This is a genomic window from Marinobacter flavimaris (assembly GCF_002933295.1).
GTDB classification, from domain to species: Bacteria; Pseudomonadota; Gammaproteobacteria; order Pseudomonadales; family Oleiphilaceae; genus Marinobacter; species Marinobacter flavimaris.
In genome coordinates this window covers 91,240-115,882 of sequence record NZ_PSSW01000004.1, presented here as the reverse complement: position 1 = coordinate 115,882, position 24,643 = coordinate 91,240, and the positions used below count along the sequence as shown (strand labels likewise).

Genomic DNA, 24,643 nt, shown 5'->3' with positions numbered 1-24,643 from the left:
TTCTGAGTTGGCCACGAAATACGTCAGACGCTATTCCTTGAGTCGAACGAGCAACCGCCCATCTTCGACCTGGATATAATCCACGCCGGCTGCAAAAGATTGCCAGAATCCCGGGTTGGCGCCGAACTCGTTAACCAGGTCCACATTCTTGAGGTTGCCCAGCCAGGCATTCGGGATGGGGACGCCCATCAGGCTCACACCCTTTAACTTAACCAGGGGGCGGCCGTTGGCAAAAGAGAGTTCTACTCCGGCATTTACTCGTAGGGTTCTGCCTCCGAGTACAGGGAAATCTTTTTCAAGAGGCACGAGAAGCAAGGCGCTCAGAAGATTGTCCGAGAGATCGACGGCAAGTCTTTGGGCCAGATCGGTGTTGTTGGCCAGCATGCCGTTGAGTTCCCGCTCGCTAAAGCGTACCTCCCGGCTGGCCCCTTCCTCACTGTAGGGTTCCGGCTGCAGGGGGCCGCCAGATTCACCGCCTTGGGTATCAATGCCCAGAGTATTCAGCTTGTTGTTAAGTGAATCCTGTTCACTGGCATTCAGGGTTACGGGTTCGAAGTTGTCTGGGAACACATAGTGGCTTAACCACCAGTAACCTATGCCGACAGTGGCAACGATGGTAAGCAGGACAATGCCAAAGACATGCAAGCCACTGAAGCCCTTCTTTGCGGGCGTTGGCGCTGACGCTGGTTTATCGTCGGTTGTTTCATTCATTGCCGATGACACCTGATTGCCCGCTGAAACCGCCTTGATGCGGTGGTTTCAGTTCCCTTTTTTGAATTTGGCTTTGCAATTCCCGCTCATGCACATCGTACAGTAATGCTCACGGTCCTCGTGACTGGTGCCCTCTGTGATTTTGATACCACAGCCGTTGCAGAGCAGGATGGCAACGTCGCCTTCAAATTTCACGATAGCGTGTTCGTATTCCATAAGACAGCCCGTTCCCGATTTAAAGTGCTTACTGAATGGTACGGTATTTCCGCCGGGGTAGACCGCCGGCAGGCGATCACCCCCGTGCAGCCTTGTTGCCACAAAACACCCCATGCTGAATCGTTGATGTTTGCTCCCGTTCTTTGAACACAAACGAGGTGGTTTGTTTCGCGCCCTGAACCCTGCAGCTCATAAAAAGATGTGCAGAAGCTGCTATGCCACTTTCCGTAGCCACAAAATCGGAGGCGGTGAGTAGGGCAAGACACTGACTCTACTGCCGAATAAACGCTTCGGTCAGAACACTCAGGTGGTTTCCCAGTGTGTCCGAGAACTCCACCTGAAACACTGTCAGCGGTTCCACCTGCATGGCTTTGCGGGCGGGCTCCGGTGGGTGGGACATATGCCAGCAGCCGATCAACGCCTGCTGGCACTGCATCAGATACCGAAAACAGGCGGCTTCGTCCTGGCCTGTCGCTGCGGCGAACACGGCCGTCAGGCGGCGCGTCTGGGTCAGCAGAAACAGTTTGAATTCCCGGGCCTCCTCCTCGCTCAGACCAGTTTCCAGGGCAATGTGAAGGATGGCGGTGAGGCCGCAGAACACGGGATGAGCCAGAATGCGGTCAACGAACTGTTCAGGGAGGCCGTCTGGGCCAATCGCTTCAACGTCTGCAACCCAGTCCGACATCGCACGGCGGTACACTGCAATGAATAACAACTCCTTGCTGCGGAAATAACGATACAGCGCGGCCTTGGTAAGCCCGGTCTCACGAGCCACATCTGCCAGAGTCAGGCCGTGGAACCGATGAGTCAGAAACAGGCTTTCCGCCGCATCGAGAATTTGTTGTTCTCGCAGCGCCTTTTCAGACTCGGTACGGGCTCGCTGTTTACCGCTGCATAATCTGTGCTTCAAAACCACCTCAAAGTACTCGCTTCGTTGGTCAACATCAGGCCTGCAGCCAGCCGGCAAGCCGTCTTGTCACGGCCCGGGGCGAGAGTTTACCAGACCAGACCATCAGCAGGTTACGCAGCCCTGGAATCACAATCGCTTTTCTGCGCTGGGCCAGGGATTTCTTTACCACCGCTTCGGCCGTCATGGTGCCGGCTTTGAACAGTTTGGTGTTGGTCATGTGCGCTTCCGTCGCAAACTCAGAATCGGTAGCTCCCGGGCACAGCGTACTCACCGAAACACCTGCCCCCCTCAGTTCTTCATGCAATGCCTCGGAGAAGGACAGTACGAAGGCCTTGGTGGCATAGTAGATGGCCATATTGGGCCCGGCCTGAAACGCCGCTGTGGACGCCACATTAATCACAAAACTCCCCGGCTGCTTGCGTAGCGAGGGCAGCAGTTGCCAGGTCAGGGAGACCAATGAGGTAATGTTCACCTGAATCATCGATAGCTGACGTTCAAGCCCCAGATCGGCAAAGGCGCCGCGGTCGCCAAATCCAGCGTTGTTGATCAGGCCAGACAGTACCCAACCGACGTCGTTGATTTGCCGTGCCAGTGCTTCTGCGCCAGCCTCATTCGCCAGGTCGGCTTTCAGGACAATGGCCTCGATCCCATGCTGCTGCTTCAGCTCTGTGGCTAGGGTATTCAAGCGCTCTTCCCGGCGGGCTACCAGAATCAGATTCTGCTTTTCAGCCGCCAGTGCCCGGGCGAAGCGCTCGCCAATGCCGGCACTGGCGCCGGTGATAACCACATATGACATGACTTTCTCCATTTAAGTGAACGTTGGTCACTTAATGTACCCGGGTGATCGGGATCTGTAAATAACCATTGGTCACCTATTTTCGGGTTTCCAGTTCTGAACTTGAAACCCCGATGGTTCAGCACAGCTTCAACGTGTCAGCGTGTTCGGAGCTGCAACTGGCGGGAGGCCTTCTGTGAATGCATCGAGCCGGTCACGTGGGATATCGAGCAGGTTGAAACAAGAAGAGGATGATGCGGAGGAAGAGGCACTGAGGAAGACGATGAAGAACCCGGATACATACGCCGTAGTGAACTGGTTTTCAATAAAAAAGGCAGCCCTAGGGCTGCCTTTTTTGATCACGTATTGGCTGTTATTTACAGACCAATAACGTTCTCTGCCTGCGGGCCTTTCTGGCCTTGAGTCACGGTGAACTCAACTTCCTGGCCTTCGGCCAGAGTTTTGAAACCGCCACCCTGAATATTGCTGTAATGAACAAAGACGTCTGCGCCGCCTTCACGAGTGATAAAGCCAAAACCTTTTGCTTCGTTGAAGAACTTAACGTTACCGGTAATTGTAGACATAAATATTATCCTGATATTAATCAATAAGGTGCCGCCAAAGTATCGTTGTGATCTTTGATCAGCGATATGCGGGAAACAAGAAAACGTGCAGGATCAAAAACAGGACAAAAGGTGTGGTAACACAAGAGGTCTTATTCGTGAAATGCTTTGCTAAATCTTTCCAACGAGACTCACGGTACGCTATTTAAGAGGCCCTGCATAGCAAAGTTTTGAATATTGCGAATATAACTTTGTCCCGTGTCTTCCCGTAATTCGGGACAGGTTTGTTTTTTGGGCTGAACTACACTTACCGAAAACGAAAGGGGAGGATTGCATGAACGTCGCGTTTATCGGTCTCGGTATCATGGGCAGCCGCATGGCCAGGAATCTGCTCAAGGACGATGGCATTTCACTCACGGTCTTCAACCGGTCTTCAGAGGCTACGGCCGCTTTGGAGAAGGCTGGCGCAAACGCCGCTGACTCGGCGCGGGCAGCCGTGGCGGGTGCGGAGGTTGTATTTACCATGCTCAGTGCGCCGGAAGTGGTGGAAAAGGTTGCGTTCGGCGATGAGGGCTTCATCGATGCGATGGAGCAGGGCGCGTTGTGGGTGAATTGCTCCACGGTGAATCCGTCCTACACCCGTGAATGTGACGACCGTGCTCGTGCCCGCGGTTTGCGGTATCTGGATGCACCCGTAGCAGGGACGAAAATGCCGGCGGAGACCGGGGAGCTGACGTTCCTGCTTGGGGGTGAATCCGACGACCTGGAGCAGGTTCGGCCATTGCTTGAGCACATGGGCCAGAAGATTCTCCATGTTGGTCCTGCTGGCCAGGGAAGTGCGTTCAAGATGTTGGTGAACGCCTTGTTGGCCCAGAGCATGCTGGTGTATTCAGAAACCGCTCTGCTGGGCGAAAAGCTGGGCTTCAGTCGGGATTTTCTGATGGATACCTTGCCGAACCTGCCGGTGACCGCGCCTTTCCTCAAGGGCAAGGCAGAGTTAATCAAAGAGGGCAATTATGACGCCCAGTTTCCGCTGGAGCTGATGCTCAAGGATCTGCATTTGCTGGATTTGACCGCCTACGAGGAGCGCCAGCCGCTGTTCCTTGCGGGCCTTGCCAAATCCGTTTATGGCCAGGCCAACAGCGCCGGTCACGGACGGGATGATTTTGCAGGGGTTTTCGATTATCTGGAAAAGCTTAAATAGCCGCAGCCTATTCGGACGGTTGCGCCAGGGAATCCTGCGAAGCCACACAATTACGCCCGGCAGCCTTGCCAGCATAGAGAGCTTTATCAGCCCGTCTGACCAGCGAATCGTACGATTTATCCGAGGGGAAGAACGAGGCCACACTCATGGTGACGGTTGCATGAAAGACGGTGTCTTCCAGCCTGAACTCAATGGCTTCGATCTCTCTGCGAATGCGCTCTGCTAAATGCTTTGCGTTTTGTATCGGCGTGTCTGGCAGGATGACGGCAAACTCTTCTCCGCCAATACGGCAGGCTATGTCTAGTGGGCGGAGTTTCTCCTTGATCATTTTTGCGGTATCAATGAGTACGATGTCGCCTGCGGCGTGACCGTGTTGGTCATTGATGCTTTTGAAGTGATCGAAATCAAACAGGATGACGGAAGAGGGCACGCCCGACCGAGTGAAGCCGGAATGCTGTGCCTTCAACTGATTGATAAAGTGTTTCCGGTTGAAAAAGCCTGTCATTCCATCCGTCAGGGATTCCCGAATCAGTCGTTCTTCCAGTTCTCTCTGGTAGGAGACATCCCTGACAAGTGCCATGGCAACTCGGATCCCATCCAATATGATGGTGTTGATCATGATGTCGACAGGGACTTCCGTGCCATCGGCACGCATGCCGCAGAATCTTTTGTTCACGTCCATGGGGCGGGGCATAGGACTTTGGAAAAAGTTACTGACCAGTTGCCTGTGGGCGTTTCGGTGAAGTTTCGGGATGATAATCGACAGATCTGAATCTTTCAGGTTTTCTGCAGAGTAACCAAACATTTCCCCGGCCCGGGAGTTCACCAGAACGATTCTGTGGTCACCATCCACGATAATGGCAGAATCGGGTAGAGCATCGATAAATGGCAACAGGCTACTGGTAGTCGTAGTGAACTGGTCGGCGATTTGCTTGGCGAGCATGGTCAGGGGAGCCCGATTTCAAAAAAAATGAACATATGTTCAGCACTATAAGTTATAGCGGAGAAAATCACCAATACGATGGGAAACACAGATCTGTTCCGGTTTTCCCCTTTGCTAGTATGCTCGGCCTTTCATCCTGAGAACGATTGAGCTGCCGGAATGCAAACTTCTTTCAAACTGAGGCCTTACCAACAGGAAGCGGTGGATGCCACGCTGAGGCATTTTCGCCAATCGGATGAGTCTGCCGTTATTGTGTTGCCGACCGGTGCGGGTAAAAGCCTGGTTATTGCCGAGTTGGCCCGTCTCGCCAAACGCAAAATCCTGGTGCTGACTCACGTCAAAGAGTTGGTGGAGCAGAATCACGCCAAATATCAGAGCTATGGTTTAACAGGCGGTATCTTCTCTGCCGGACTGAAGCGAAAGGAAAACCGGCATCAGGTGACCTTTGCCAGTGTGCAGTCGGTATCGGCGAATCTGGATCAGTTCCGGGATGAATACTCGTTGGTCATCATCGATGAGTGCCATCGGGTCAGCGGTGAGGAAACCAGTCAGTATCAACGGATTATCGAGCTGCTGCGGCAACAGAACGACGCCCTCAAAGTGCTCGGGCTAACCGCCACTCCTTACCGTCTGGCTATGGGATGGATCTATCGCTATCACTACCGGGGCTTTGTCCGCGGCTCCAGTGAAGAACAGGCAAAGCCCTTCCAGCACTGCATTTACGAATTGCCGTTGAGCTACATGATCAATCGTGGGTATCTCACCCGGCCTGAGCTGGTGAACGCGGCGGTGGCGCAATACGATTTCTCGGCGTTGTCTCAGGACCGCTTTGGCGAATACGCCGAGAAGGACGTCAACCAGTTGCTCAGCAAACACAAGCGGGTGACCCGAGCCATCGTTGAGCAGGTGATGGAGCTGGCCACTGAACGCCAGGGGGTGATGATCTTTGCGGCCACGGTGGAGCATGCGCGGGAGATTACCGGCTACCTGCCGGAACACGAAACGGCCCTGGTGACCGGCGCGACCGATCTGAAGGATCGGGACTTGCTGATTCAGCGCTTCAAGCAGCGCCAGTTAAAGTATCTGGTGAATGTGTCCGTGCTCACCACGGGTTTTGACGCGCCCCATGTGGACTTTATCGCGATTCTCCGTCCGACCCAGTCCGTGAGCCTGTATCAGCAGATTGTGGGCCGTGGTCTGCGTCTGGACGAAGGCAAGCAGGATTGCCTGGTAATAGATTACGCGGGAAACCACGTGAATCTGCATCACCCGGAGGTGGGGGAGCCGAAACCGAACACTGACAGTGAGCCGGTGCAGGTGTTCTGCCCGGGCTGCGGGTTTGCCAATATCTTCTGGGGCAAAACAGACGATGACGGCCGTGTGATCGAGCACTACGGCCGCCGTTGTCAGGGGCTGCTGGAGCTGGCGGAAGGGGATGAGCCCGCCGGGCAGAACGGGCGCCCGCAACAGTGTGATTACCGTTTTCGTTTCAAGGAGTGCCCACACTGCGGTGGCGAGAATGATATTGCGGCCCGCAACTGTCACCAGTGCCATAAAGCCATCATCGACCCGGATGATCAGCTGAGAGATGCGCTGAAGCTCAAGGATGCCATGGTGATCCGTTGCGCCGGAATCACGCTAGGTGTTGATGGCGGCAAACTGAAGATCATCTATCACGGTGAAGACGGCGAGGAGCTCAACGAGTCGTTTGATTTCAGCAAGCCCGGACAGCGCGCCATCTTTAACAAACTGTTCGGGCGTCGTTTTGCCAACGGCCAGGCCCCGAAAGCCTTCAATAGGGCGGAAGAGGTCCTCGAGATGCAGGCCCTGTTATCGGCCCCGGATTTCGTCATCGCCCGCAAGCAAAAGCACTATTGGCAGGTACAGGAGCGGATCTTTGATTATCGGGGTGCCTATCGTAAGGCGAATGAAACCTAAGGCCGCTTCGTTAAATTGTTCAATCTGAGAGCGAGGAGTGCCGGCCACTCGATCGCTGACTCATATCGGCCAGTTGGCAAATCGATCACCGAATATCAACAGAATGATCGGGAGGGGAGAAATTGCGACGGCGACTAAAAGCAGGTACCTACCCACGGAGAATATCTTGCTCATTCCGGCCATCATCGCAAGCCCACCACCCCCGCCCAGAACCATATTGCCCGGCAGATTGATGGCAAGCATCAGGGTGAGGTAACGGTGCCGCAAAAGCCACGGGATCCAACGCCGGGGAGACAGGTCTGACAGACGTGTCAGTCGCTGCTCGGCAGATAGCCCGCTGAAGCTCTCAAGGAATGAAGCGGCTTTAACGAGATGTATTTCTCGCAAGAACTTGATGATACCCCTCTCCGGGACCAGGCGACCGATCAAAAAAGCCAGGCACATGGATATCAGTGTGCAGCCATACACCAGTGGCACGATTTTGGGTCCGAGGATCATCATCAGGGCGAGTCCGATTTCGACGCCCGGCACAAATGGAATTGCCATCAACACAATATAAGCGGCCATGGAGATCATGATGATCTGGTGCAGCATGGGCTCGTTCGTGGGGCGGACGTCCATCTCGATGCCATCAACGATACCGCTCGTCAACAGGTTGCCGGCGATGATGACGCTGATTAGAAGGGCAAGTTTTAGGAGTCCTGCCAGGCCTTTACCCGCCAGTAGGCCTTGCCGGGTCATTGACTGTTGGTCTCCACCAACCGGCCTTTGAAACTGAACTCTTTTTCAAAGGTCCAGTACCAGCGCTTGTTTACCCAGGTGAACGAGCCCTCGATTTCGTCCCCCCGCACAGTGCCCCGCCAATACATGACTGCATCCGACTTGCTACATGGCACTTCGGCTCGCATCTGAATGCCATCATCATGCGCCCTGACCCAGTATTCGACCTTGGCATAGCCGCAACGCCGAGCGCACTCCTCAGAGACGAAATAGCCGTCTTTGAATACCAACAGATCGTCAGTATCGGCGGGTCGCCCCATCGGGCCGAGTTTACTCTGGAAGGACATGCCATCCAGCGCTTGGTGGGAGATGGTCTGTTCATCAGCGAGCGAGAGGTTGCTAATTGCGAAGGCCGCAAGGAGCACCAGCCAAGAAATCGCGTGATCAGGAATCAGTCCTAATGAATGGGTGGAGGTGCTTCTTGTTGAGCCAGGAGACAGATTCATGGCACGAACTCCGCGCACTTGATCTGATTAAATTTTAGTCAATTTGTTGGTAAATTGGAAAGCAAGAGTCGGTTTTATTCTGCCGGTCCTGATCAGCGTGCCCGCCGCCTGATCAGGACCTTATGCAGCTCCTCCACAGCGAGCAGGCTCATAGCCAATGCAAGCAACTGCAACCATTCGGCCACTGAAATTGGCTGGATCTGCAGGACATCGGACAGCCCCGGGGTGTACATGGCACCAATGTGTGCCAGCTGCGCGAGGGGAACTGCCAGCATCAGGAAAGGGTTACGGAACAAGGAGATCTTGAATAGGGAACGGGACTCCGAGCGGCTGTTCAGCGCGTGAATGTTGCCGAAGAGCACCATTAGCATCAGCGTCAGGTTGCGCGCTTCCTCAATGCTTTGGCCCTGGTCGAGTGTCCACTGAAAATTGAGGAATGCGACGAGGCCCATCCACGATCCCACCACCAGGACATGCTCAATAATGTGTTTGTCGAATACGGGCTCGTGAGGTGAGCGTGGCTTTACAGACAATTCGCCGCCTTCCTTCGGTTCAAATGCCAGTGCTACGTCCTGGAAGCCGTTCGCAACCAGATTGAGCCAGAGTAGCTGGACCGCGATCATGGGCATTGGCAGGCCGGCCAGTACACAAAAGAAGAAAAGCAGGATTGCCGAGAAACCGGTGGCAACCAGCAGTCCAATCACCTTGCGGATATTGTTGTAAACCACCCGCCCTTGCTCGATGCCGGCAACAATGGAGGAAAAATTATCATCGGTGACGATCAGGTCTGCCGTTTCCTTCGCCACATCCGTGCCGCGTTTGCCCATGGCGATGCCCGCATGGGCCTGCCGCATGGCGGGCGCATCATTGACACCATCCCCGGTGACCGCGACAAAATGCCCGTCCCGCATGAAGCTGTCCACAATCTGGGCTTTCCTGGCGGGTTCGATGCGGGCGAATACCCGGGCCTGGCGAATGAGCTGGTCGACCGCCGCCTGGCCCTCCGCTTTGGCTTCATCAAGCATGGGCCCCGTGACAACCGTAGCGTCCGTGTCACACAGGCCCAGTTCCAGGGCGATCGATTTTGCAGTAGCAGGATGGTCGCCCGTGACCATGGCCACCTCAATTCCGCCGGTGCGGCACTTTTCGATGGCATCAAAGGCTTCATGACGGAGGGGGTCGATCATGGCGACCATGCCGAGAAAGACCATATCGGCCATCTCATGGTCGCCGGATGAAGACGTTTTCTTCGCCAGGGCGATAATCCGGTAGCCTCGGGACGCGAGCTCGGTGAACTGGCTTTCGAGGGCGGGCTTGTCTATTGCCGTGGAGCCGTCAGTGGTTGCCATCTGGTGGCACATGGCCAGCATCTTTTCCGGGCTGCCTTTGGCATAGATGACGGTTTGATCACCAATGCGGTTGACCACACCGCTGTAGGCCTTTTCCGACTCATACGGGATCAGGGCCACCTGCTCCTGCCGGGTTCGCAGGTCAGTGATGGACATACCCAGTTTTTTGGCCATAACCAGGAAGGCGATGTCGACGATATCGCCCTGGGACACCCATTCGCCGCCGCTATAGTCCAGATGACTCTCATTGGCGAGGACGCCTGCGACACAGAGCTCCCGCAGCGTATCCTGGCCTGCTGTATCCACCTGGGTTCCGCCATGGCCTGTTATCTCGCCGCCAGGGGCCACGCCCTCGCCAGTGACATCGAATTGGCGCCCATCAGGCAGCATCACTTTGCGAATCGTGAGTTCGTTGACGGTCAGCGTGCCGGTCTTGTCGGAGCAGATCAGGGTGCAGGATCCGAGGGCTTCCACAGCCACGAGCTTGCGGATGATTACATTGCGCTTTGCCATCCGGGACATGCCGATGGCCAGGGCCACGGTCAGTGCGGCAGGCAGCCCCTCGGGAATGACCGAGACCGCCAGGCCGATGGTCATGAGGACCATGTCTTCGATCGAATAACCACCATCCAGGATCATCAGGCAGGCGAGGGCGCCTATGGCCACGAGAATGCCGAAAGCAACCTGGTAGGTGAACTTTCGGATCCGGATCATCAGGGGCGGTTCGGCGGACGTTTTGCCGGTGACACCCTGGGCAATCTTGCCAAGCTGGGTGTCAGAGGCGGTTGCTATCACCCGGCCGCGTCCGCGCCCGTGGGTGATGATGCTGCCCGCAAAGCACTGATCAACCCGCTCTGTGAGTGGCGTGCTGTCGTCGCTTGCCGCTCCGGCGTTCTTGGCAACCGCCAGGGATTCCCCCGTCAGCATGGACTCATCCACTGCCAGGCTGCTGGCGCTGAGTAACTGAATATCAGCGGGCACCTTGTCGCCGGAAGAGAGCAGAACCACGTCGCCCGGAACGACCTCCTCCACTTCCACGGTGACCACCTGGCCATCCCGCAGAACGTGAGTGGTCCCTTTCATCATTTGCTTCAGCGCGGCAGCCGCTTTCTGGGCCGAAAACTCCTGGACCGTGCCGATAATCGCGTTGATCAGCAGGACGATCAGGATAAAAACCCCGCTGGGGGTCTGGCCGAGTGCAAATGACACCCCGGAAGCGATCAGGAGGATGTAAATGAAAGGGCTAAGAAATTGCCGCGCAAAAAGCTCCACCAGGCCTGGCATGGGCGGGGTGGGCAGTTGGTTGTAGCCAAATTGCTCCAGGCGTGCACTGGCTTCCGCTCGGGTGAGTCCGTTACCAGCGGGATCCGGTGTGCCGGGTAGCTCTGGGACTGCGCTGTTCATGGTGTTTTCTCTGGCCCTGCAGGAAAGTGGGTGCGATGCACAGGAAGTGTAGACTCCTATTTTTCCCTTGGGCCATCAACCGCTTTGACCGAAGGCGCTGCTGAAGTCAGCATCGCCGCTGGTTATAATGCTATATCGTTAACCGCCACAGAGAACCCTATGTCTATCGAAAAGAATCAAGTCGTCCTGTTTCACTACAGTGTCCGTGATGAACAAGACAACGTTGTTGAAAACTCCCATGGTGGCGAGCCGAACGCGTACCTGCATGGCCACGGTGGCATTATCAAGGGCCTGGAAGAAGCCCTGGAAGGTCGCGATGCCGGTGATACGTTCAGTGTTACCGTCACTCCCGATAAAGCCTACGGACCGCGCAAGGCTGATGCCATCCAGCGGGTGCCGATCAAGCATTTGATGGGTGCCAAACGCTGGAAGCCGGGCATGGTCGCCCAGGTGCAAACCGAGCAGGGTCCACGGCATGTGGTGGTTGCCAAGGTCGGCCATAAGTTCGCGGATGTCGATACCAACCATCCGATGGCCGGTAGAACCCTGACCTTTGATATTGAAGTCATTGACGTGCGCGCCGCTACTCCGGAAGAGTTGTCGCACGGTCACGCCCATGGGCCGGGTGGGCACCATCATTGAGGAAATAAGGGAGCGTGAGTATGCAGATGGGTGTCATCCCAGACGCCCATAGCAAAATGCCTCAGGCCTATTTTCAGCCATAGCCCATCATGCCCGGTAACCACAACACGATGCCGGGCAGCGCGATCAAGGCGGCGATGGTTAATACATCGGCCACAAAGAAAGGGGTGCAGCCCCGGAACACGTCCTGCACAGTACATTCTGGGCGCACGCCGGCAACAACAAAGCAGTTCAGTCCGATGGGAGGGGTAATCAGGCAGAGCTCCGCCATCTTTACCACAATAATGCCAAACCAGATGGCGCAGCCGGCGCCAGAGACCCCGAAGGCCGACTCGGCGGCAGTAACGTCGATCCCCCCATTCAGGGCTATCACCGCCGGGTACACTACGGGCAGGGTCAGCAGGAGCATGCCGATGGCGTCCATAAACATCCCCAGCACGGCGTAAGCGCAGAGAATGAGCAGGAGCGTTAGCAGCGGACTCTGTTCCAGGCTGACGATCCAGTCTGAAAATGCGCTGGGCAGATCGGCGAAGCCAAGAAAGCGAACGTAGATGAGAACGCCCCAAATGATGGCAAAAATCATCGCCGACAGCTTCGCCGTTTCCATCAGGGAAGCCTTTAGCTCTGGCCACCGGCTTCCGTTGTAGATCGCCATGCAGAGAATGACAAACGCACCCAGGGCACCGGCTTCAGTGGGCGTGCCCACGCCGCCATAAATACAAACCATGATGATGCCAACCACCACGAAAATAGGCAGTGCGCCTGGCACTGACTCAAAGCGCTGTTTCCAGGTATAGCCTCGAACCGGCGGGCCGAAGTTCTTGCGGGTCATTGCCATGAATATGACAAGTGCACCGTAAACCAGGGCTGAAAATGCACCGGGCAGGAAACCGGCCATTAGCAGCGCGCCGACGTCCTGTTCAACAATAATGGCGTAGATAACCAGAATGGCAGAGGGCGGGATCAGCGACGCCAGTGTTCCGCCCGCTGCAACAACGCCAGCGGCGAAGCGCTTGTCATATCCCAGTTTGAGCATTTCCGGCACGGCGATGCGGGCGAAAACCGCAGAAGTCGCCACTGACGCGCCGGACACGGCTGCGAAGCCTGCTGTGGAAAAGACGGTAGCGACACCCATGCCTCCTGGTAGCCAGCCCACCCAGCGTTTGGCCGCTTCAAAGAGAGCTTTAGTGAGTCCTGCGTGATAGGCAAGAAAGCCGATCAGTATAAAAGCGGGAATCAGTGACAGGGCAAGCGAAGAAACTTTTGAATGGGGAATGGTGCCCGCCATTTTTACAGCGACCAGGAATCCCCGGTCGAAACCGAGCTTGGCGGAAAAGATCCACACCAGACCGAGAAAGCCGGCTGTGGCCGCTGCGAAGGCTACTCGAACGCCTAACAGGACGAAGACCAGCATGGCGCCAGTGACCCAGAGGCCAATGTCGATGGAATCCATGTTGCCCATGGTTTGAAACAGTTCAGTCATGGTGTTTTTTCGTCCTCGTGGCCACTGACGGCACTGGCTTCCCGGGCGGCAACGTCGGCCGCCGACTCCACAAGCGGGACAGCCACAGGCGTATCGCCACCCTGTCTGAGCGCCCGCAGGTAGCCCCACAATTGCAGTAACAGACGCATTGCCAGAATGGTTAGAGCGATTGGAACCACCAGTTTGGCGGGCCAGGTGGGCAAATTGATGTCGAGCGATGAATCACCAATGGAGTAGGCTCGCCAGAAATGCATGTAGCTGCCGTAGATCAGCACAGACGTGACTGCCAGCATCAGCAGGGTTGTGACCATTTCGGTAAACCAAAGGTAGCGGCCGCGGAATTTGCCAACCAGTATGTCCATGCGGATGTGGCCGCCCATTCTCTGGGTATAAGCAATGCCAAGAAAAGCAATGAACGCCATGGCCTGTTCGACCCAGTCAACATAGCCACTGATTGGCGATGAAAAGATCCAGCGACCGAGAATGTTTACCGTTGCCAACAAAACCAGCAGAAAAATCGCAAAACCGCCGGCAAGGGTGAGTAAGGACTCCAGCCGGAAAAACAGACGGTCCAGACGACTCAGCGTCGAGTTGTCAGAAAGTACAGATGCGGCTGCAGACATGTCAGCCTCCAGTTAGTGATGGTTCGGTTTCCCAAAACCAAACCGGGGCCCGATGAGATTGAATCGGGCCCCGATTTTCAGGGCAGGTTACTGTTCGGCGAAGAGTTTGGCTGTGAAATCGAAGACAGCCTTTGCATCAAAATCGCCCTTGTGGGTTTCAATCCACTCCTGGCGGACAGACTCAGCCAGTTCGTTGAGTCGGGCAGTCTGCTCTGGGGTGAAGGTAACCTCGGTAATGTTGGTTTCGTCCTTGGCGGCCTCGAACCTGGCCGTGGTGTTCTGCTCGTAGTTTTCCACGTAGTAGTCGAGAGCTTCCTCTACAGAACCCAGCAGTGCCTCGCGGTGGGCCGGCTCAAGCATGTCCAGGGCATCGGTATTGACGACCACCGGGCAATTGGCTGAGCCGAGATTAAGGTTAGTGGTTGCCCACTGACCTACTTTGTAAGTTGTGGTGGCCAGGTGTGCGTGGGGGGCGAAGGAGGCTGCGTCGATGACTCCGGAATCCATGGCCTGGCGCACCTCAGCGAAAGGCACCCCTGTCTTGACCGCGCCCAGTTTTCCCAGCACACCCATGATTCCGCCCGGGCCACGGATGCGCATGCCTTCAAAATCTTCCAGAGTCCCGATCGGCTCTCCTTTACCGACGATGTTGTACTGAGGCAGTGGGGTGGGCATCAGCAGGGTGGCATTCCATCGGGCCAGATCTTTCTTTACCTCGGGGTGATTGAACACTTCGGTATAGATGTCGCTGATCCGAGCCAGAGAAACGTCTTGTGAGAAAGGCAGCTCGGTTACTGTGATGGTCGGGTTTTTGTCGGTGTGGTAGAAGGAGCAAAACTGCGCCATTTCGAAAGCGCCAAACGAAATACCATCAAGGTTTTCCCTTGCCTTGGACAGCCCGCCATAAGAAATGTTGAGGGTGAACTCTCCATTGGTTTTGGCTTCAACCAGTTCGGCGAGTTTCTCGACGTTTTCGGTGAAAGCTCGGCGCTTTCCCCACAAAGATACGTTCCACTCGGTCGCCGCATGAACATCGGCTGCGATAAAACTGGCTGCGGCCACCGAGGCGACCAATGCGGTTTTTATGGTAATCATGAGGTTTCCTTCCGGTTAGTTGTTGTTTGTCGGTGTTGGCATTCGTGGCGCAGGTGATTGCGTTGATGCTGAAGGTGAATGCTAAGGTTTTCGTTCACAAAGCTTAGGTCACGTTCTTCATATTTTGCAGTAGTATATTGGTCGGGTAGGGCTCAGAATCTGTTTGTTCGGTCGCACTCGTATTCGTGCCGCATTAACTGCTTACGCTCTCCAGAGGGTAAAGCGCAGTGTTAATAGGGTTAAAGGTTAATGAAAGCAGTCCATTCAGTCTTTGTGTTTGCGCTGTTCGTGATCTTTGCAAGCACAGTCTCTGCAAAGATTTACAAATGGGTAGATGAAGACGGTAAGGTTCACTTTAGCGATCGTCTGGATCATAGCGTTCAGCAGGAAGTGGTCAATGTGAAGCCGAGCGCTTCGAAATGGTCCCGCTTTGAGATCGATGTCAAAGCTGTTGATATTGAGCTGAGTGAGGAAGAGCACCGGCAGATCGTTGACGGCGTGAACAATGTCTACGAGTTTTTTGACCGGGTGATGTCCTTTGACATGTACGAGACGGTGCCCGTCAATATCCTGATTTTCAAGAACAGTGCCGAATACCGGGACTACCTGGTTCGCAAGAACAGGGGCATGTCGGTTGCCTCGTACGGGCTTTACATCCCCTCCGAGCATCAGATCGTCGTCTATGTGCAGAAAAACAGAAGCCTCACCTTTAAAACGATCAAGCATGAAGTGAGTCATGCGGTTGTCGATACAATCGTTCCCTATGCGCCTGCCTGGCTGAATGAGGGGCTTGCGGAGCAAATGGAGATGCTGGAACGTGATGAGTCGGGCTTGTATTTTGAGCGTCATCACGAAAACCAGTGGGTTGTTGATCAAGCCCGTGAGCAGGGCCGTTTAGCGGCTATCGACCAGTTGTTGAAACTGCCCAGCAATAAGTGGCGACATTCAGATCTGTCGGGGCGCGGAAGCCTGAGGGCTCAGTCCGGCCAGTTTGTCTATTTTCTGTTTTCCAAGCCGACCAGCCGTAACTTTGTGGTGCGACTGATGCACAACTTTAACCGGGGTGACCGCACCATCTCGTACTACCTGGTGGATGACAATTACATCGGCGGTGTAACCATGTTGGGGCTGGACTGGCGGCGTTGGTTGCATGATCAGGGTGAGGGGATTGTCAGGCTTTAGTCTTCTGTCGTTGTTATTGGGTGTCGCGAGGGCAGGAAACTGCTGGCACAGGAGCGACTCACGGCTCCAGCTCACGTCCTGTTTCGGAAATCATCTCCAGCAGCTCCTGCAACATGCTGTAGCTCAGTCCCCAGATGCATGAATCCAGGTAGTGGCAACACGGCAGGTTCAGGGTTCCGAGGGGCGTGCGCCAGGGGAGTTGGCTTTGGTTCTCGCCGGCAGCGAGGTAGTCCAGGGGGACCCAGACCGCCCGCTCGACTTCATGATTAGGCGAGACAGCCTTTGGCCCCCGCCATTCGAACACGTAGGGTGTAACGACCATCGGACGCCAGCGGCTGTGATGGCGGGTAATCAGGTCTGATAAGCGGGCTAGGTAACGGCCATGGCGACTGAGGTCGATACCCGTTTCTTCCAACGTCTCCCGTTGGGCCGCGGCCCGGGCGGACGCGTCTTCGGATTGCAGCCGGCCTCCGGGGAATGCCATATCGCCGGACCAGGGATCACCCGCCCGGCGGGCTCGCTGGATAAAGAGCAACTCCTTGCCGCCGTCTTCTGTTTTCCGAAAGATCAACGCAACAGAAGCGCGAGCGAATCGGCGCCGGAATGGTATTTTCTGAGGTCGCAATTGGCTGACCCAGGATTTACGGGGCACGGAAATCTGTCCTCTGGTAAGTAGAGCTATAGTAAAACACATCTTGCAAGGCCGGGGTGTGTTCGTTGCGTCCGCGTTGCCAGGGGCTCTGTGGAAGACTAGATTGCAAGGCCAGAGGAAGTAAATCAGGCTGGATAGATGAAACCGTTCTTTTTGATCCTTGTTTACCTTTTTGCTGTCACATTGCCCTTGATCTTGTCCGCGTGGGTGGGAGGGCCTCCTCGCCAGTTCCATCAGGAACTCGCATCCGGTCTTGGCATCCTTGCCTTCTCGATGATCCTGATGGAGTTCATCCTGTCTGGCCGTTTCAAGGCCATCTCAAATGGCGTTGGAATGGATGTGACCATGCGGTTTCACCAGATCATGGCTCGTACGGCACTGGTCTTTGCCGTGCTGCACCCGTTCCTTTACCAGGGAACTCCGACCGGTGGTCAGCGCCCCTGGGACCCAACGCGCCAATTGACGCTCACGACCGATTTTTCCGCTCTGTCGACAGGTATTGCCGCCTATCTGCTTCTCGCGGGCCTTGTTGTAATGGCGATCGGGCGCACCCAACTGGACTACAAATATGAGGCATGGCGCCTTCTGCACGGGATCGGTGCGCTTTTGATTGCGGTTCTTCTGTTGCACCACACCGTCTATGGCGGGCGTTATGGATCGGAGCCTGTGATGACCTGGGTGTGGCTGGTCATGACTGGTGTGGCTGCCGGGTCATTGCTTGCGGTTTACGTGTTGGTTCCCCTCTGGCAGAAAGCTCGTCCCTGGCGTGTGGCCTCGGTCACCCAGTTGACGCCAAAGCAATGGGAGTTGACCGTAAAACCCGAAGGTCATCGGGGGCTTGATTACCAGGCCGGGCAATTCGCCTGGCTGAATGTCGGCCACAGCCCCTTCTCGATGAAGGAAAACCCGTTCTCCATTTGCTCGGCACCGGCGTCCGGGGCTGAAGTATCTTTCATGATCAAAGAGCTTGGCGACTTCACGCGAACAGTTGGCCAGATAGAGGCGGGTACCGTCGCCTACGTTGACGGTCCTTATGGCAATCTTTCTGTCGATGGTCGCACTGAACCCGGGGTCGCTCTCATCGCAGGTGGCGTTGGCCTTGCTCCGCTGCTGGGCATACTTCGGCAAATGCGCCTCACCGGCGATTCGCGCAAGGTAAGGGTGATCTATGGAAATCGGCTGATTGATCAGATTGCGTATCGTGAGGAGTTGGGTGAGCAGGACGTAGTCTATGTGCTGTCGGAACCGCCTGAAACCTGGCAGGGAGAGACGGGTTTCATCGATGCAGAGCTTATGGATCGTGTGTTTTCAGAGAAAGAGATCAGCGAATGGCTCTTTGTGATGTGCGGGCCGTCGATCATGATGGATATCGTTGAAGATCATCTGATCAAGAAGGGTACGCCCTCTCACCGTATCCTGTCGGAGCGTTTTAGCTATGACTAATCCCATCAGCCGCATGAGCCTGAAGCGCCGAACTTCGTTGATCATCTGGGCTGTAAACATCATTTTATGCCTGACTCTTGTGTTTTTTGTTTTGCGCTGAGTCATGGCTTTGCATTTTCTGTGACGTTGGGGATGGCCTGAACTCGGTCGGCTTCAGCGCCGCGAACTGAACTGCCTCAGATTTCCCGGCTTTGGTCTACAGTGTATTGGAGCGAACGGTTGCTAAACGATTGTCGCACCAATTATCGAGACGGTGACGGTGGGTTTATGGAGTTGGAGCAAATCAATGCCATAGAGCGGGCAACACGTTATGGGCGTGCCGAGGTTCTTCGCATCGGCGTGGCGGTGATCTTCATTGTGGGGATCATGTTGTATGTCCGTTCCATCGGGGCCGATGCGCCGAATATGGTCATGCTGGTAGCGGCGGCCATGATTGGCGGATACATGGCGATGAATATCGGCGCCAACGATGTTGCCAATAATGTTGGCCCCGCTGTTGGCTCCAAGGCCCTGACGCTGGCCGGTGCAATCGCCATCGCCGCAATTTTTGAGGCCAGCGGGGCGCTTATCGCCGGTGGCGATGTGGTGAGTACCATCAAAAAAGGGATTATTGATCCGGCTCTGATTGCCGATGCCGATACGTTCATCTGGCTCATGATAGCCGCGCTGCTTGCCGCTGCACTGTGGTTGAATACGGCGACATACGTCGGCGCGCCAGTCTCCACGACACACTCCATTGTTGGTGGTGTTATGGGCGCGGGTATCGCTGCCGGTGGCACGGGCATTGTTGATTGGGGCCAGTTCGGCCAGATCGCTGCCAGTTGGGTTATTTCCCCGGTGCTTGGCGGTGCCATTGCAGCCTTGTCTCTATACCTTATCAAGCGCCGGATTACCTACAAGCGGGATATTGCCCAAGCTGCGAAACACAACGTTCCCCTGTTCGTTGCAATCATGGCCTGGGTCTTTTCGACCTATCTGGCGTTGAAGGGATTAAGCAAGATTGTCGAGATCGGGTTACTCCCCGCCGTTGGGTTGGGGGCAATCGTCGGAGCCATCGTGTGGTGGCTTACAAAATGGTTGATTCACCGCCACTCCGCCGAGGTGGAAAACAGCAAGGCGGGCGTTGATGGCCTTTTTACTATCCCGCTGATTTTTGCGGCCGCGCTTCTGAGCTTTGCCCACGGCGCGAATGACGTTGCCAACGCAGTCGGCCCGCTGGCCGCGATCAATGAAGCCGTGCTTCAGGGCGGAATAGCGTCCAAGGCCGCGATTCCCAGCTGGGTGTTGTTGGTGGGTGCACTTGGTATCGCGCTTGGCCTGGCACTGTTTGGCCCCAAGCTCATACGCACGGTAGGTTCGGAAATAACGGAGCTCGACCGGATGCGGGCTTTCTGCGTAGCGATGGCTGCGGCGGTTACGGTTATCGTTGCCAGTCAGTTAGGCCTTCCGGTGAGCTCAACGCATATTGCGATAGGGGGTGTGTTTGGCGTTGGCTTTTTGCGCGAACATCTCAAAACGACCTATCGCCAGAAGATTGATGAGATCGAGGCGCACTATGCCGGAGAGGACCGGGAGAAAGTAGAGCGGGTGCTGGAGGAGTTCGAGGAAGCTTCCTTTGAGGAGAAGGGGCAACTTCTACAGAACCTCAAGAGGAATAATGGTGGCACGGCACCGATCTCGAAAAGCGATCGCAAGGGTCTGAAAAAGGTTTATCGCCAGGAGCTGGTAAAGCGATCAGCGGTGTTCAGGATTGTGGCTGCCTGGATTGTCACCGTTCCATTATCGGGACTGTTAGCGGCTATGCTTTTCTTCACGATCAGGGGGATGCTTCTTCCATAAGCTCTCTCAGTTTGGCAAGTTGCGCCTCAACGACTCGCAGGCGAACTTCTGTTTGAGCGGGTGTTTCCCCCGGGGCGCCGGAAGTCAGTCGGTCGCGGTATTTCTCCTGTTTCTCCACCAGCCGCTCTTCAAGCCGCTTCAGTTCTTCAAGCTCCAGGGACTTACCCTTGTCATGGTCGCCCAGAATATCGTCAAGCTTCGCCACAAGATCCTTGAAACCCACTGTTCCGTCCTCTCTGTTTAAAGCTTAATCGGAATTCGTCATGGCATGACTTCTGCCCGCCCTGCGTCGCTCACCGACAGCTCCTCTGTGGTTCGAGCGGCTTCAACATCCATGGCAGTCAGGAGCTCGCGGGTTCCTGTCAGAATAGCATCGACGGTTTCGCTGGCGTAGGCAGAGTCGTTTAGCAGAGACGTAGCCATGGCGGCATCAATCCGTTTTGCACCCAGGAGTTTTGTGACACGACCGACCATCGATTCGCGGTCTACTCGTGCACGCACAGCGATCTCGTCGAGCTCCAGTATTGCTGCGCTGGCATCCTCAAACCGGCCTTCGTAAAAACGATGGGTCTCACGCAGTACCATCGCGACTCGCAGTCGAAGCTCGTTGTACTCTTTGCGAATCGTGGCGTTATCCGACGCCATATAAATTGTGAGATTCTTGCGTAGGTGTTTGACATGCTTGATGGCTTCGACCATCTCCGCGGCAGCATGCTGAAGACGATAAAGCGATTCGGTGGAGTTGGCCGGCGACTCCCGGGTCATTCGCCCGGAAATAAAGTCGAGAATGGCGTTGTACAGGCGTTTTACTCGCTGTCGGTAGATCAGGTCGATGTCGATATCGATGCGTTCCCGGGAATTGTTAATCATCGCTTCAAGGTCATCGCTCTGGCGAATATTTTCGCGGTGCAGGTGGAGACCATGGGAAAGGATAACGAAGGCTTGATCGAACAGGTGCCAGACCTCCCTGCGCACTGCCGCGTTTGCACTATCGGGTGAGTCCATCGCAGCCTGATTCAGGTACCGCGGCTGTGCGGCGACCTCTTCCTCTCGCTCTGGCAGCCAGCGCTCGAGTGCCCGTGCCATTCTCGATATCAGTGGCAGCATGATGGCAACACCAAGGCAGTTGAACAGGGTGTGGAATACGGCGAGCTTGACCGTGTAGTCATCGTCGGCGATCGACATGAGGGCTGACAGGGCATCCACTGACCAGCGCAGGGGCTCGATCAGCACCAGGGCAATCACCGCCGTTACCGCGTTGAACAGGAGATGGGCGCCTGCCAGACGCTTGCCAGTGATATTTGCACCCAGACCACCGATCAGAGCGGTGACGGTTGTACCAATATTTGCACCAATGGCCAGGGCCAGAGCGTTTTCGTAGGTAATCTGGCCCGTGGCCAGACCGGCCAGAGTCAGCGCCAGCGTCGCATGGCTGGATTGCATCACGACGGTCGCCAGAATTCCGAGGCCTGTGTAGACAAGAAGTCCTGAGATACCGTCCATTGCATACTCGCGCAGATCGACAGCCGACTGATAGCTTTCGAAGCCCGCCTTCATGAAATCGATACCGAGAAACAGAAACCCGAGCCCGGCGAGAATTGCACCGAAGGCTTTCCAGGCTCGTGGTTGCTGAAAATTCAGTACCACGCCAAAGACAAGCATCGGCAAGGCAAAGGCCGAAAGGCTCATTTTCATACCGATGGTGGCGAATAACCAGGCGCCGGTCGTGGTGCCAAGATTGGCGCCGAAGATAATGCCGATACCCGTGATCAGCGGAAGCAAGCCGGCGCTCAAAAACGAAATCGTGATCACCGATACCAGGGAACTGGACTGCATGATGGCGGTACTGACGATGCCAAAACCGAGGCTTTTCGGAATCGTATCGGTTGTACGACGCAGCACGCTCTCGAGAAAACCACCGGTAAACTGGCGAAACCCGTTCTCCAGCGAGAGCATGCCGAACAGAAAAATGGCAACGCCGGCGGCAATCTGTTTGAACTCTGGGCTCACCCATAGCGCAAGGGCGAGGATTCCGAGGATCAGAGCAAGAAAGAGTTGGCGATAGTTCACTGGGATTCAACGTCCCCTTTTATGAATTATTTGACTATCAGGTTGCACTGGAACCATTCCAGTGATCATCCTTTTGAATTGTAGGCTGTTAACTTTTTAAACGCGTACCCAAACCGTGAATCGAACTTTAATAACCCGGCATTCATCGCAAAAAGGCGAGCGATTGAAACCGTGCCTTGCGATGCGCACGACAGGAGGCCAGATGACGTTCGAGCATATCGTTCAGATAAACGACCTGACCAAGCCAGAGCTACCGGTTCTGACCCGATTCCAGGTGTGGGAGGGGCTGGTGCTCAGGGCCCGGCGCCCGGACAAGTTCCTCGTTGGTGTCGATGATTACGAGATTCTGGATCAGGGTCCGGCTTACCTGAAGCGTAGCCTCCAGCTGCCGGGACTGCATGTGGTCGATGAAGTCACTTTCTGGCACGAGGCGAGGATAGAGTACCGGACTCAGCCAACGGCCAACCTCCCGGCCGCAACACTTGTCATGGATATCGAAGAGCCCGAGCCGGCATCACTGTTTGTCCGTTTCCGGTATGAAACAGCGAGCATCGAGAACCGCGGTGATTCGATGCCCTATGACCAGTATCTTGAACAGGCCTATGTAGCCACAGACATTGAGACGATTCAGATCATTCGGCAGTTGGCCGAGACAGGGGTATTCCGATAAATCCCACTCGTTTGATGGAGTGGGAGCGTATCCTGTCCGTGAGCCCAAAGTTGAGGAGTAGCCATGTTTCGCATTCATGTCGAACGAGTTCTCGAGAAGGATATCGAGTCAGTCTTTGAAGCCATCTCCGACCACGCCCGCTATTCCCGGTTTCCAGGGGTTAGCAAGTCTTTACTGATTGAAGAGGGTAGAGACGAGAAAAATGGCACTGGCGCCCTGAGAATTATCGGAGCGGGCCGGCTCGGGCTCACTGAGCGTATTACCCGGTTCGAGAGGCCAAACCGAATGCATTATCAAATTGAAAAATCGAGCCCGTTCGCCGTTCAGCACACGAAGGGAGAGATTGTTTTAAAGCCAGAAGGTGAGCAGACCCGGGTTACCTGGGTTTCTGAAGGGCATGTGCAGGTGCCGCTGCTGGGTGGGGTAATGGACCGATTGGCTGAGCGCAGCTTTTCCAGAGCCTTCAGTTCTTTGCTCAAGGCTATTGAGCGCCTCTAGAGCTTGAGCTGAGCCCACACTATTCATAACTCGACAAACCGTGGCACAACCATGAGCCCTACACCCACTGCCAGCATCTCCCAGGCGCTGCTGGCCAGGTAGGGATACAGGATCATGGCAATGCCGCAGTAGCGGGTGACGATGTTTTTCCTGCGCCGGCCATACATGAAATAGGCGAAACCGATGCAGCCAAACAGCAGCGACAGGAAGATGTCAGCGGTTTCCATGCGGTGAACTCCTCCGGTAAGTTTACCCGTATAGACTAATTGTAGAGCCTCGAAATAGGGAGCAAGTTGGTTATGAGAGTGTCTTTTTCAGTGAAAGCGGTGCTAATCCTGCTATCACTTGCGCTGGCACCGATAGTAGCGCACGCGAAGCCCGTGTGGATCGATGTCCGCACAGAGGCGGAACATCGGCAAAGCCACATAGATGGAGACCCGCTGATTCCGCATGACCAGATCGTTGCGGAGGTTACCGAGAGGTTCCCGGACAAAGACACCGAGATTAATCTTTATTGCCGCAGTGGCAACAGGGCAGGTAAAGCAAAATCGGCTCTGGAGCGTGCCGGTTATACAAATGTTGAGAACAAGGGGAGCCTGGCTGAGGCGCGTGAAGCGCGTAGTCTATAGGGAGCGAACAATTTTTAGCCACTTCAGGTATAATGGAGGGCTCACGATATTAATTAAGCCATCCCGACCTGGATATCACTATGAGCAAGAAACCCGAGAAAGTTACCCTGACCTCTGCTGCGATTGAAGAACAGACAGCCGCGTTTTTGAAAGCGGGCGGATCTGTGGAATACGTCGGCAAGGGCAAAAGCGGACAAGTATCCCCCACGGGTTCAAAGCAGATCAGCCTGAAAAAGTAACGCCCATCTCAGTGACGAGGATTGCTCTGATCGGGGGAGGACTCGTCATCTGAGGCGTTGTCATTCGATGTGAGGTAGTAGTCTTTCTCATCGAATGTTTTCACATCAGGATCTTCAATATAGTTTTTGCGTTTGCCCCGATACAGCCAGACGGCGATGATCGCGACAATTACTGCGAGCACAATCCATTTCATTGTTATCTCCTTCACAAGGTCGTCGTTCTTATATTGAGCACCTTGCAGAGTGATCCGTCAATGTAACTTGCACATACGCTTCAAAGAGGCTCGGATCGGCATTTGAGCAAAATGCCATTCGCGCCTTTACTTGGTGTATGGACAG

The 24,643-nt window shown here is 55.2% G+C and carries 26 protein-coding genes; 10 read left to right on the top strand and 16 right to left on the bottom strand.

Annotated elements, in window-relative coordinates; all coding sequences use genetic code 11:
* Positions 1–30: 30 nt before the first annotated feature.
* The 4 genes from MDHKLMBL_RS08980 to MDHKLMBL_RS08965 all read right to left on the bottom strand — a co-directional run bounded on the left by MDHKLMBL_RS08980 (position 31) and on the right by MDHKLMBL_RS08965 (position 3,196).
* Positions 31–711, bottom strand: a complete 681-nt coding sequence (locus tag MDHKLMBL_RS08980; protein WP_104270640.1) for an arginine N-succinyltransferase — start codon at positions 709–711, stop codon at positions 31–33.
* A 487-nt stretch (positions 712–1,198) separates the two neighbouring features.
* Positions 1,199–1,843 (bottom strand): TetR/AcrR family transcriptional regulator, encoded by a 645-nt coding sequence (locus tag MDHKLMBL_RS08975; protein ID WP_104270750.1) that lies wholly within the window; start codon positions 1,841–1,843, stop codon positions 1,199–1,201.
* Between the two features lie 28 nt (positions 1,844–1,871).
* Positions 1,872–2,633 carry an SDR family NAD(P)-dependent oxidoreductase gene (locus MDHKLMBL_RS08970; RefSeq protein ID WP_104270639.1) on the bottom strand — a complete coding sequence of 254 codons (762 nt, stop codon included), beginning with the start codon at positions 2,631–2,633 and terminating at the stop codon, positions 1,872–1,874.
* Positions 2,634–2,989: 356 nt separating this feature from the next.
* Entirely contained in the window at positions 2,990–3,196 is a 207-nt protein-coding gene (locus MDHKLMBL_RS08965) for a cold-shock protein (RefSeq protein WP_008172483.1), read from the bottom strand.
* 313 nt (positions 3,197–3,509) lie between these two features.
* Here MDHKLMBL_RS08965 and MDHKLMBL_RS08960 point away from each other — a divergent pair, with 313 nt between their 5' ends.
* Positions 3,510–4,379: an NAD(P)-dependent oxidoreductase gene (locus MDHKLMBL_RS08960; RefSeq protein ID WP_104270638.1), complete on the top strand. Its 870-nt coding sequence runs from the start codon at positions 3,510–3,512 to the stop codon at positions 4,377–4,379.
* A gap of 7 nt (positions 4,380–4,386) precedes the next feature.
* Here the strand turns inward: MDHKLMBL_RS08960 and MDHKLMBL_RS08955 are convergent, their stop codons facing one another.
* On the bottom strand, positions 4,387–5,322 hold the full coding sequence (locus MDHKLMBL_RS08955) for a sensor domain-containing diguanylate cyclase (protein ID WP_104270637.1): 936 nt from the start codon (positions 5,320–5,322) through the stop codon (positions 4,387–4,389).
* Between the two features lie 159 nt (positions 5,323–5,481).
* Between MDHKLMBL_RS08955 and radD the strand changes: the two genes are divergently transcribed.
* Positions 5,482–7,260 (top strand): DNA repair helicase RadD, encoded by a 1,779-nt coding sequence (radD, locus tag MDHKLMBL_RS08950; RefSeq protein WP_104270636.1) that lies wholly within the window; start codon positions 5,482–5,484, stop codon positions 7,258–7,260.
* 60 nt (positions 7,261–7,320) lie between these two features.
* On the opposite strand, the gene MDHKLMBL_RS08945 is transcribed toward radD, so the two are convergent.
* The 3 genes from MDHKLMBL_RS08945 to MDHKLMBL_RS08935 form a co-directional block, all read right to left on the bottom strand.
* Complete coding sequence (locus MDHKLMBL_RS08945; protein ID WP_053112870.1) at positions 7,321–8,001, bottom strand: hypothetical protein; 681 nt, start codon at positions 7,999–8,001, stop codon at positions 7,321–7,323.
* Positions 7,998–8,486, bottom strand: coding sequence for a hypothetical protein (locus tag MDHKLMBL_RS08940; RefSeq protein WP_053112869.1), 489 nt, complete (start codon positions 8,484–8,486; stop codon positions 7,998–8,000). The genes MDHKLMBL_RS08945 and MDHKLMBL_RS08940 overlap by 4 nt, the downstream gene beginning before the upstream one ends.
* Before the next feature lie 92 nt (positions 8,487–8,578).
* Positions 8,579–11,239: a cation-translocating P-type ATPase gene (locus MDHKLMBL_RS08935; protein WP_104270635.1), complete on the bottom strand. Its 2,661-nt coding sequence runs from the start codon at positions 11,237–11,239 to the stop codon at positions 8,579–8,581.
* Between the two features lie 159 nt (positions 11,240–11,398).
* Here MDHKLMBL_RS08935 and MDHKLMBL_RS08930 point away from each other — a divergent pair, with 159 nt between their 5' ends.
* The gene (locus tag MDHKLMBL_RS08930; RefSeq protein WP_053112867.1) at positions 11,399–11,881 is read left to right on the top strand and encodes an FKBP-type peptidyl-prolyl cis-trans isomerase; all 483 of its coding nucleotides are present in this window, start codon (positions 11,399–11,401) and stop codon (positions 11,879–11,881) included.
* Positions 11,882–11,954: 73 nt separating this feature from the next.
* On the opposite strand, the gene MDHKLMBL_RS08925 is transcribed toward MDHKLMBL_RS08930, so the two are convergent.
* From MDHKLMBL_RS08925 to dctP, 3 genes are all read right to left on the bottom strand, one after another.
* Positions 11,955–13,364: a TRAP transporter large permease gene (locus tag MDHKLMBL_RS08925; protein WP_199185497.1), complete on the bottom strand. Its 1,410-nt coding sequence runs from the start codon at positions 13,362–13,364 to the stop codon at positions 11,955–11,957.
* Positions 13,361–13,987: a TRAP transporter small permease subunit gene (locus MDHKLMBL_RS08920; RefSeq protein ID WP_053112866.1), complete on the bottom strand. Its 627-nt coding sequence runs from the start codon at positions 13,985–13,987 to the stop codon at positions 13,361–13,363. The genes MDHKLMBL_RS08925 and MDHKLMBL_RS08920 overlap by 4 nt, the downstream gene beginning before the upstream one ends.
* A gap of 87 nt (positions 13,988–14,074) precedes the next feature.
* On the bottom strand, positions 14,075–15,082 hold the full coding sequence (dctP, locus tag MDHKLMBL_RS08915) for a TRAP transporter substrate-binding protein DctP (RefSeq protein WP_053112865.1): 1,008 nt from the start codon (positions 15,080–15,082) through the stop codon (positions 14,075–14,077).
* 249 nt (positions 15,083–15,331) lie between these two features.
* On the opposite strand from dctP, the gene MDHKLMBL_RS08910 reads away from it, so the two are divergent.
* A complete protein-coding gene (locus MDHKLMBL_RS08910) occupies positions 15,332–16,264 on the top strand; it encodes a DUF4124 domain-containing protein (RefSeq protein ID WP_053112864.1) in 933 nt (310 codons plus the stop codon).
* Positions 16,265–16,322: 58 nt separating this feature from the next.
* Here MDHKLMBL_RS08910 and MDHKLMBL_RS08905 read toward each other — a convergent pair whose 3' ends face one another.
* The gene (locus MDHKLMBL_RS08905) at positions 16,323–16,916 is read right to left on the bottom strand and encodes an NUDIX hydrolase (RefSeq protein ID WP_094182577.1); all 594 of its coding nucleotides are present in this window, start codon (positions 16,914–16,916) and stop codon (positions 16,323–16,325) included.
* Positions 16,917–17,054: 138 nt separating this feature from the next.
* Here MDHKLMBL_RS08905 and MDHKLMBL_RS08900 point away from each other — a divergent pair, with 138 nt between their 5' ends.
* Together MDHKLMBL_RS08900 and MDHKLMBL_RS08895 are read left to right on the top strand one after the other, a co-directional pair.
* The gene (locus tag MDHKLMBL_RS08900; RefSeq protein ID WP_053112862.1) at positions 17,055–18,359 is read left to right on the top strand and encodes a ferredoxin reductase family protein; all 1,305 of its coding nucleotides are present in this window, start codon (positions 17,055–17,057) and stop codon (positions 18,357–18,359) included.
* A 267-nt stretch (positions 18,360–18,626) separates the two neighbouring features.
* Complete coding sequence (locus tag MDHKLMBL_RS08895) at positions 18,627–20,198, top strand: inorganic phosphate transporter (RefSeq protein ID WP_053112861.1); 1,572 nt, start codon at positions 18,627–18,629, stop codon at positions 20,196–20,198.
* On the opposite strand, the gene MDHKLMBL_RS08890 is transcribed toward MDHKLMBL_RS08895, so the two are convergent.
* Together MDHKLMBL_RS08890 and MDHKLMBL_RS08885 are read right to left on the bottom strand one after the other, a co-directional pair.
* Positions 20,176–20,421 carry a hypothetical protein gene (locus tag MDHKLMBL_RS08890; RefSeq protein WP_008172468.1) on the bottom strand — a complete coding sequence of 82 codons (246 nt, stop codon included), beginning with the start codon at positions 20,419–20,421 and terminating at the stop codon, positions 20,176–20,178. The two genes, MDHKLMBL_RS08895 and MDHKLMBL_RS08890, sit on opposite strands and share 23 nt — an antisense overlap.
* 38 nt (positions 20,422–20,459) lie before the next feature.
* A complete protein-coding gene (locus MDHKLMBL_RS08885; RefSeq protein WP_053112860.1) occupies positions 20,460–22,268 on the bottom strand; it encodes a Na/Pi cotransporter family protein in 1,809 nt (602 codons plus the stop codon).
* A 202-nt stretch (positions 22,269–22,470) separates the two neighbouring features.
* Between MDHKLMBL_RS08885 and MDHKLMBL_RS08880 the strand changes: the two genes are divergently transcribed.
* The gene (locus MDHKLMBL_RS08880) at positions 22,471–22,938 is read left to right on the top strand and encodes an AtaL-like protein (protein WP_167450398.1); all 468 of its coding nucleotides are present in this window, start codon (positions 22,471–22,473) and stop codon (positions 22,936–22,938) included.
* A 63-nt stretch (positions 22,939–23,001) separates the two neighbouring features.
* The gene (locus MDHKLMBL_RS08875; RefSeq protein ID WP_104270634.1) at positions 23,002–23,436 is read left to right on the top strand and encodes an SRPBCC family protein; all 435 of its coding nucleotides are present in this window, start codon (positions 23,002–23,004) and stop codon (positions 23,434–23,436) included.
* Positions 23,437–23,459: 23 nt separating this feature from the next.
* Here MDHKLMBL_RS08875 and MDHKLMBL_RS08870 read toward each other — a convergent pair whose 3' ends face one another.
* Positions 23,460–23,663 carry a hypothetical protein gene (locus MDHKLMBL_RS08870; protein WP_008172460.1) on the bottom strand — a complete coding sequence of 68 codons (204 nt, stop codon included), beginning with the start codon at positions 23,661–23,663 and terminating at the stop codon, positions 23,460–23,462.
* 72 nt (positions 23,664–23,735) lie between these two features.
* Between MDHKLMBL_RS08870 and MDHKLMBL_RS08865 the strand changes: the two genes are divergently transcribed.
* Positions 23,736–24,065, top strand: a complete 330-nt coding sequence (locus tag MDHKLMBL_RS08865; RefSeq protein WP_008172458.1) for a rhodanese-like domain-containing protein — start codon at positions 23,736–23,738, stop codon at positions 24,063–24,065.
* A gap of 80 nt (positions 24,066–24,145) precedes the next feature.
* Positions 24,146–24,304 (top strand): PFL_1563 family small protein, encoded by a 159-nt coding sequence (locus MDHKLMBL_RS20980; RefSeq protein WP_008172456.1) that lies wholly within the window; start codon positions 24,146–24,148, stop codon positions 24,302–24,304.
* 8 nt (positions 24,305–24,312) lie between these two features.
* On the opposite strand, the gene MDHKLMBL_RS08860 is transcribed toward MDHKLMBL_RS20980, so the two are convergent.
* Complete coding sequence (locus MDHKLMBL_RS08860; RefSeq protein WP_014578070.1) at positions 24,313–24,498, bottom strand: hypothetical protein; 186 nt, start codon at positions 24,496–24,498, stop codon at positions 24,313–24,315.
* Positions 24,499–24,643: the final 145 nt, after the last annotated feature.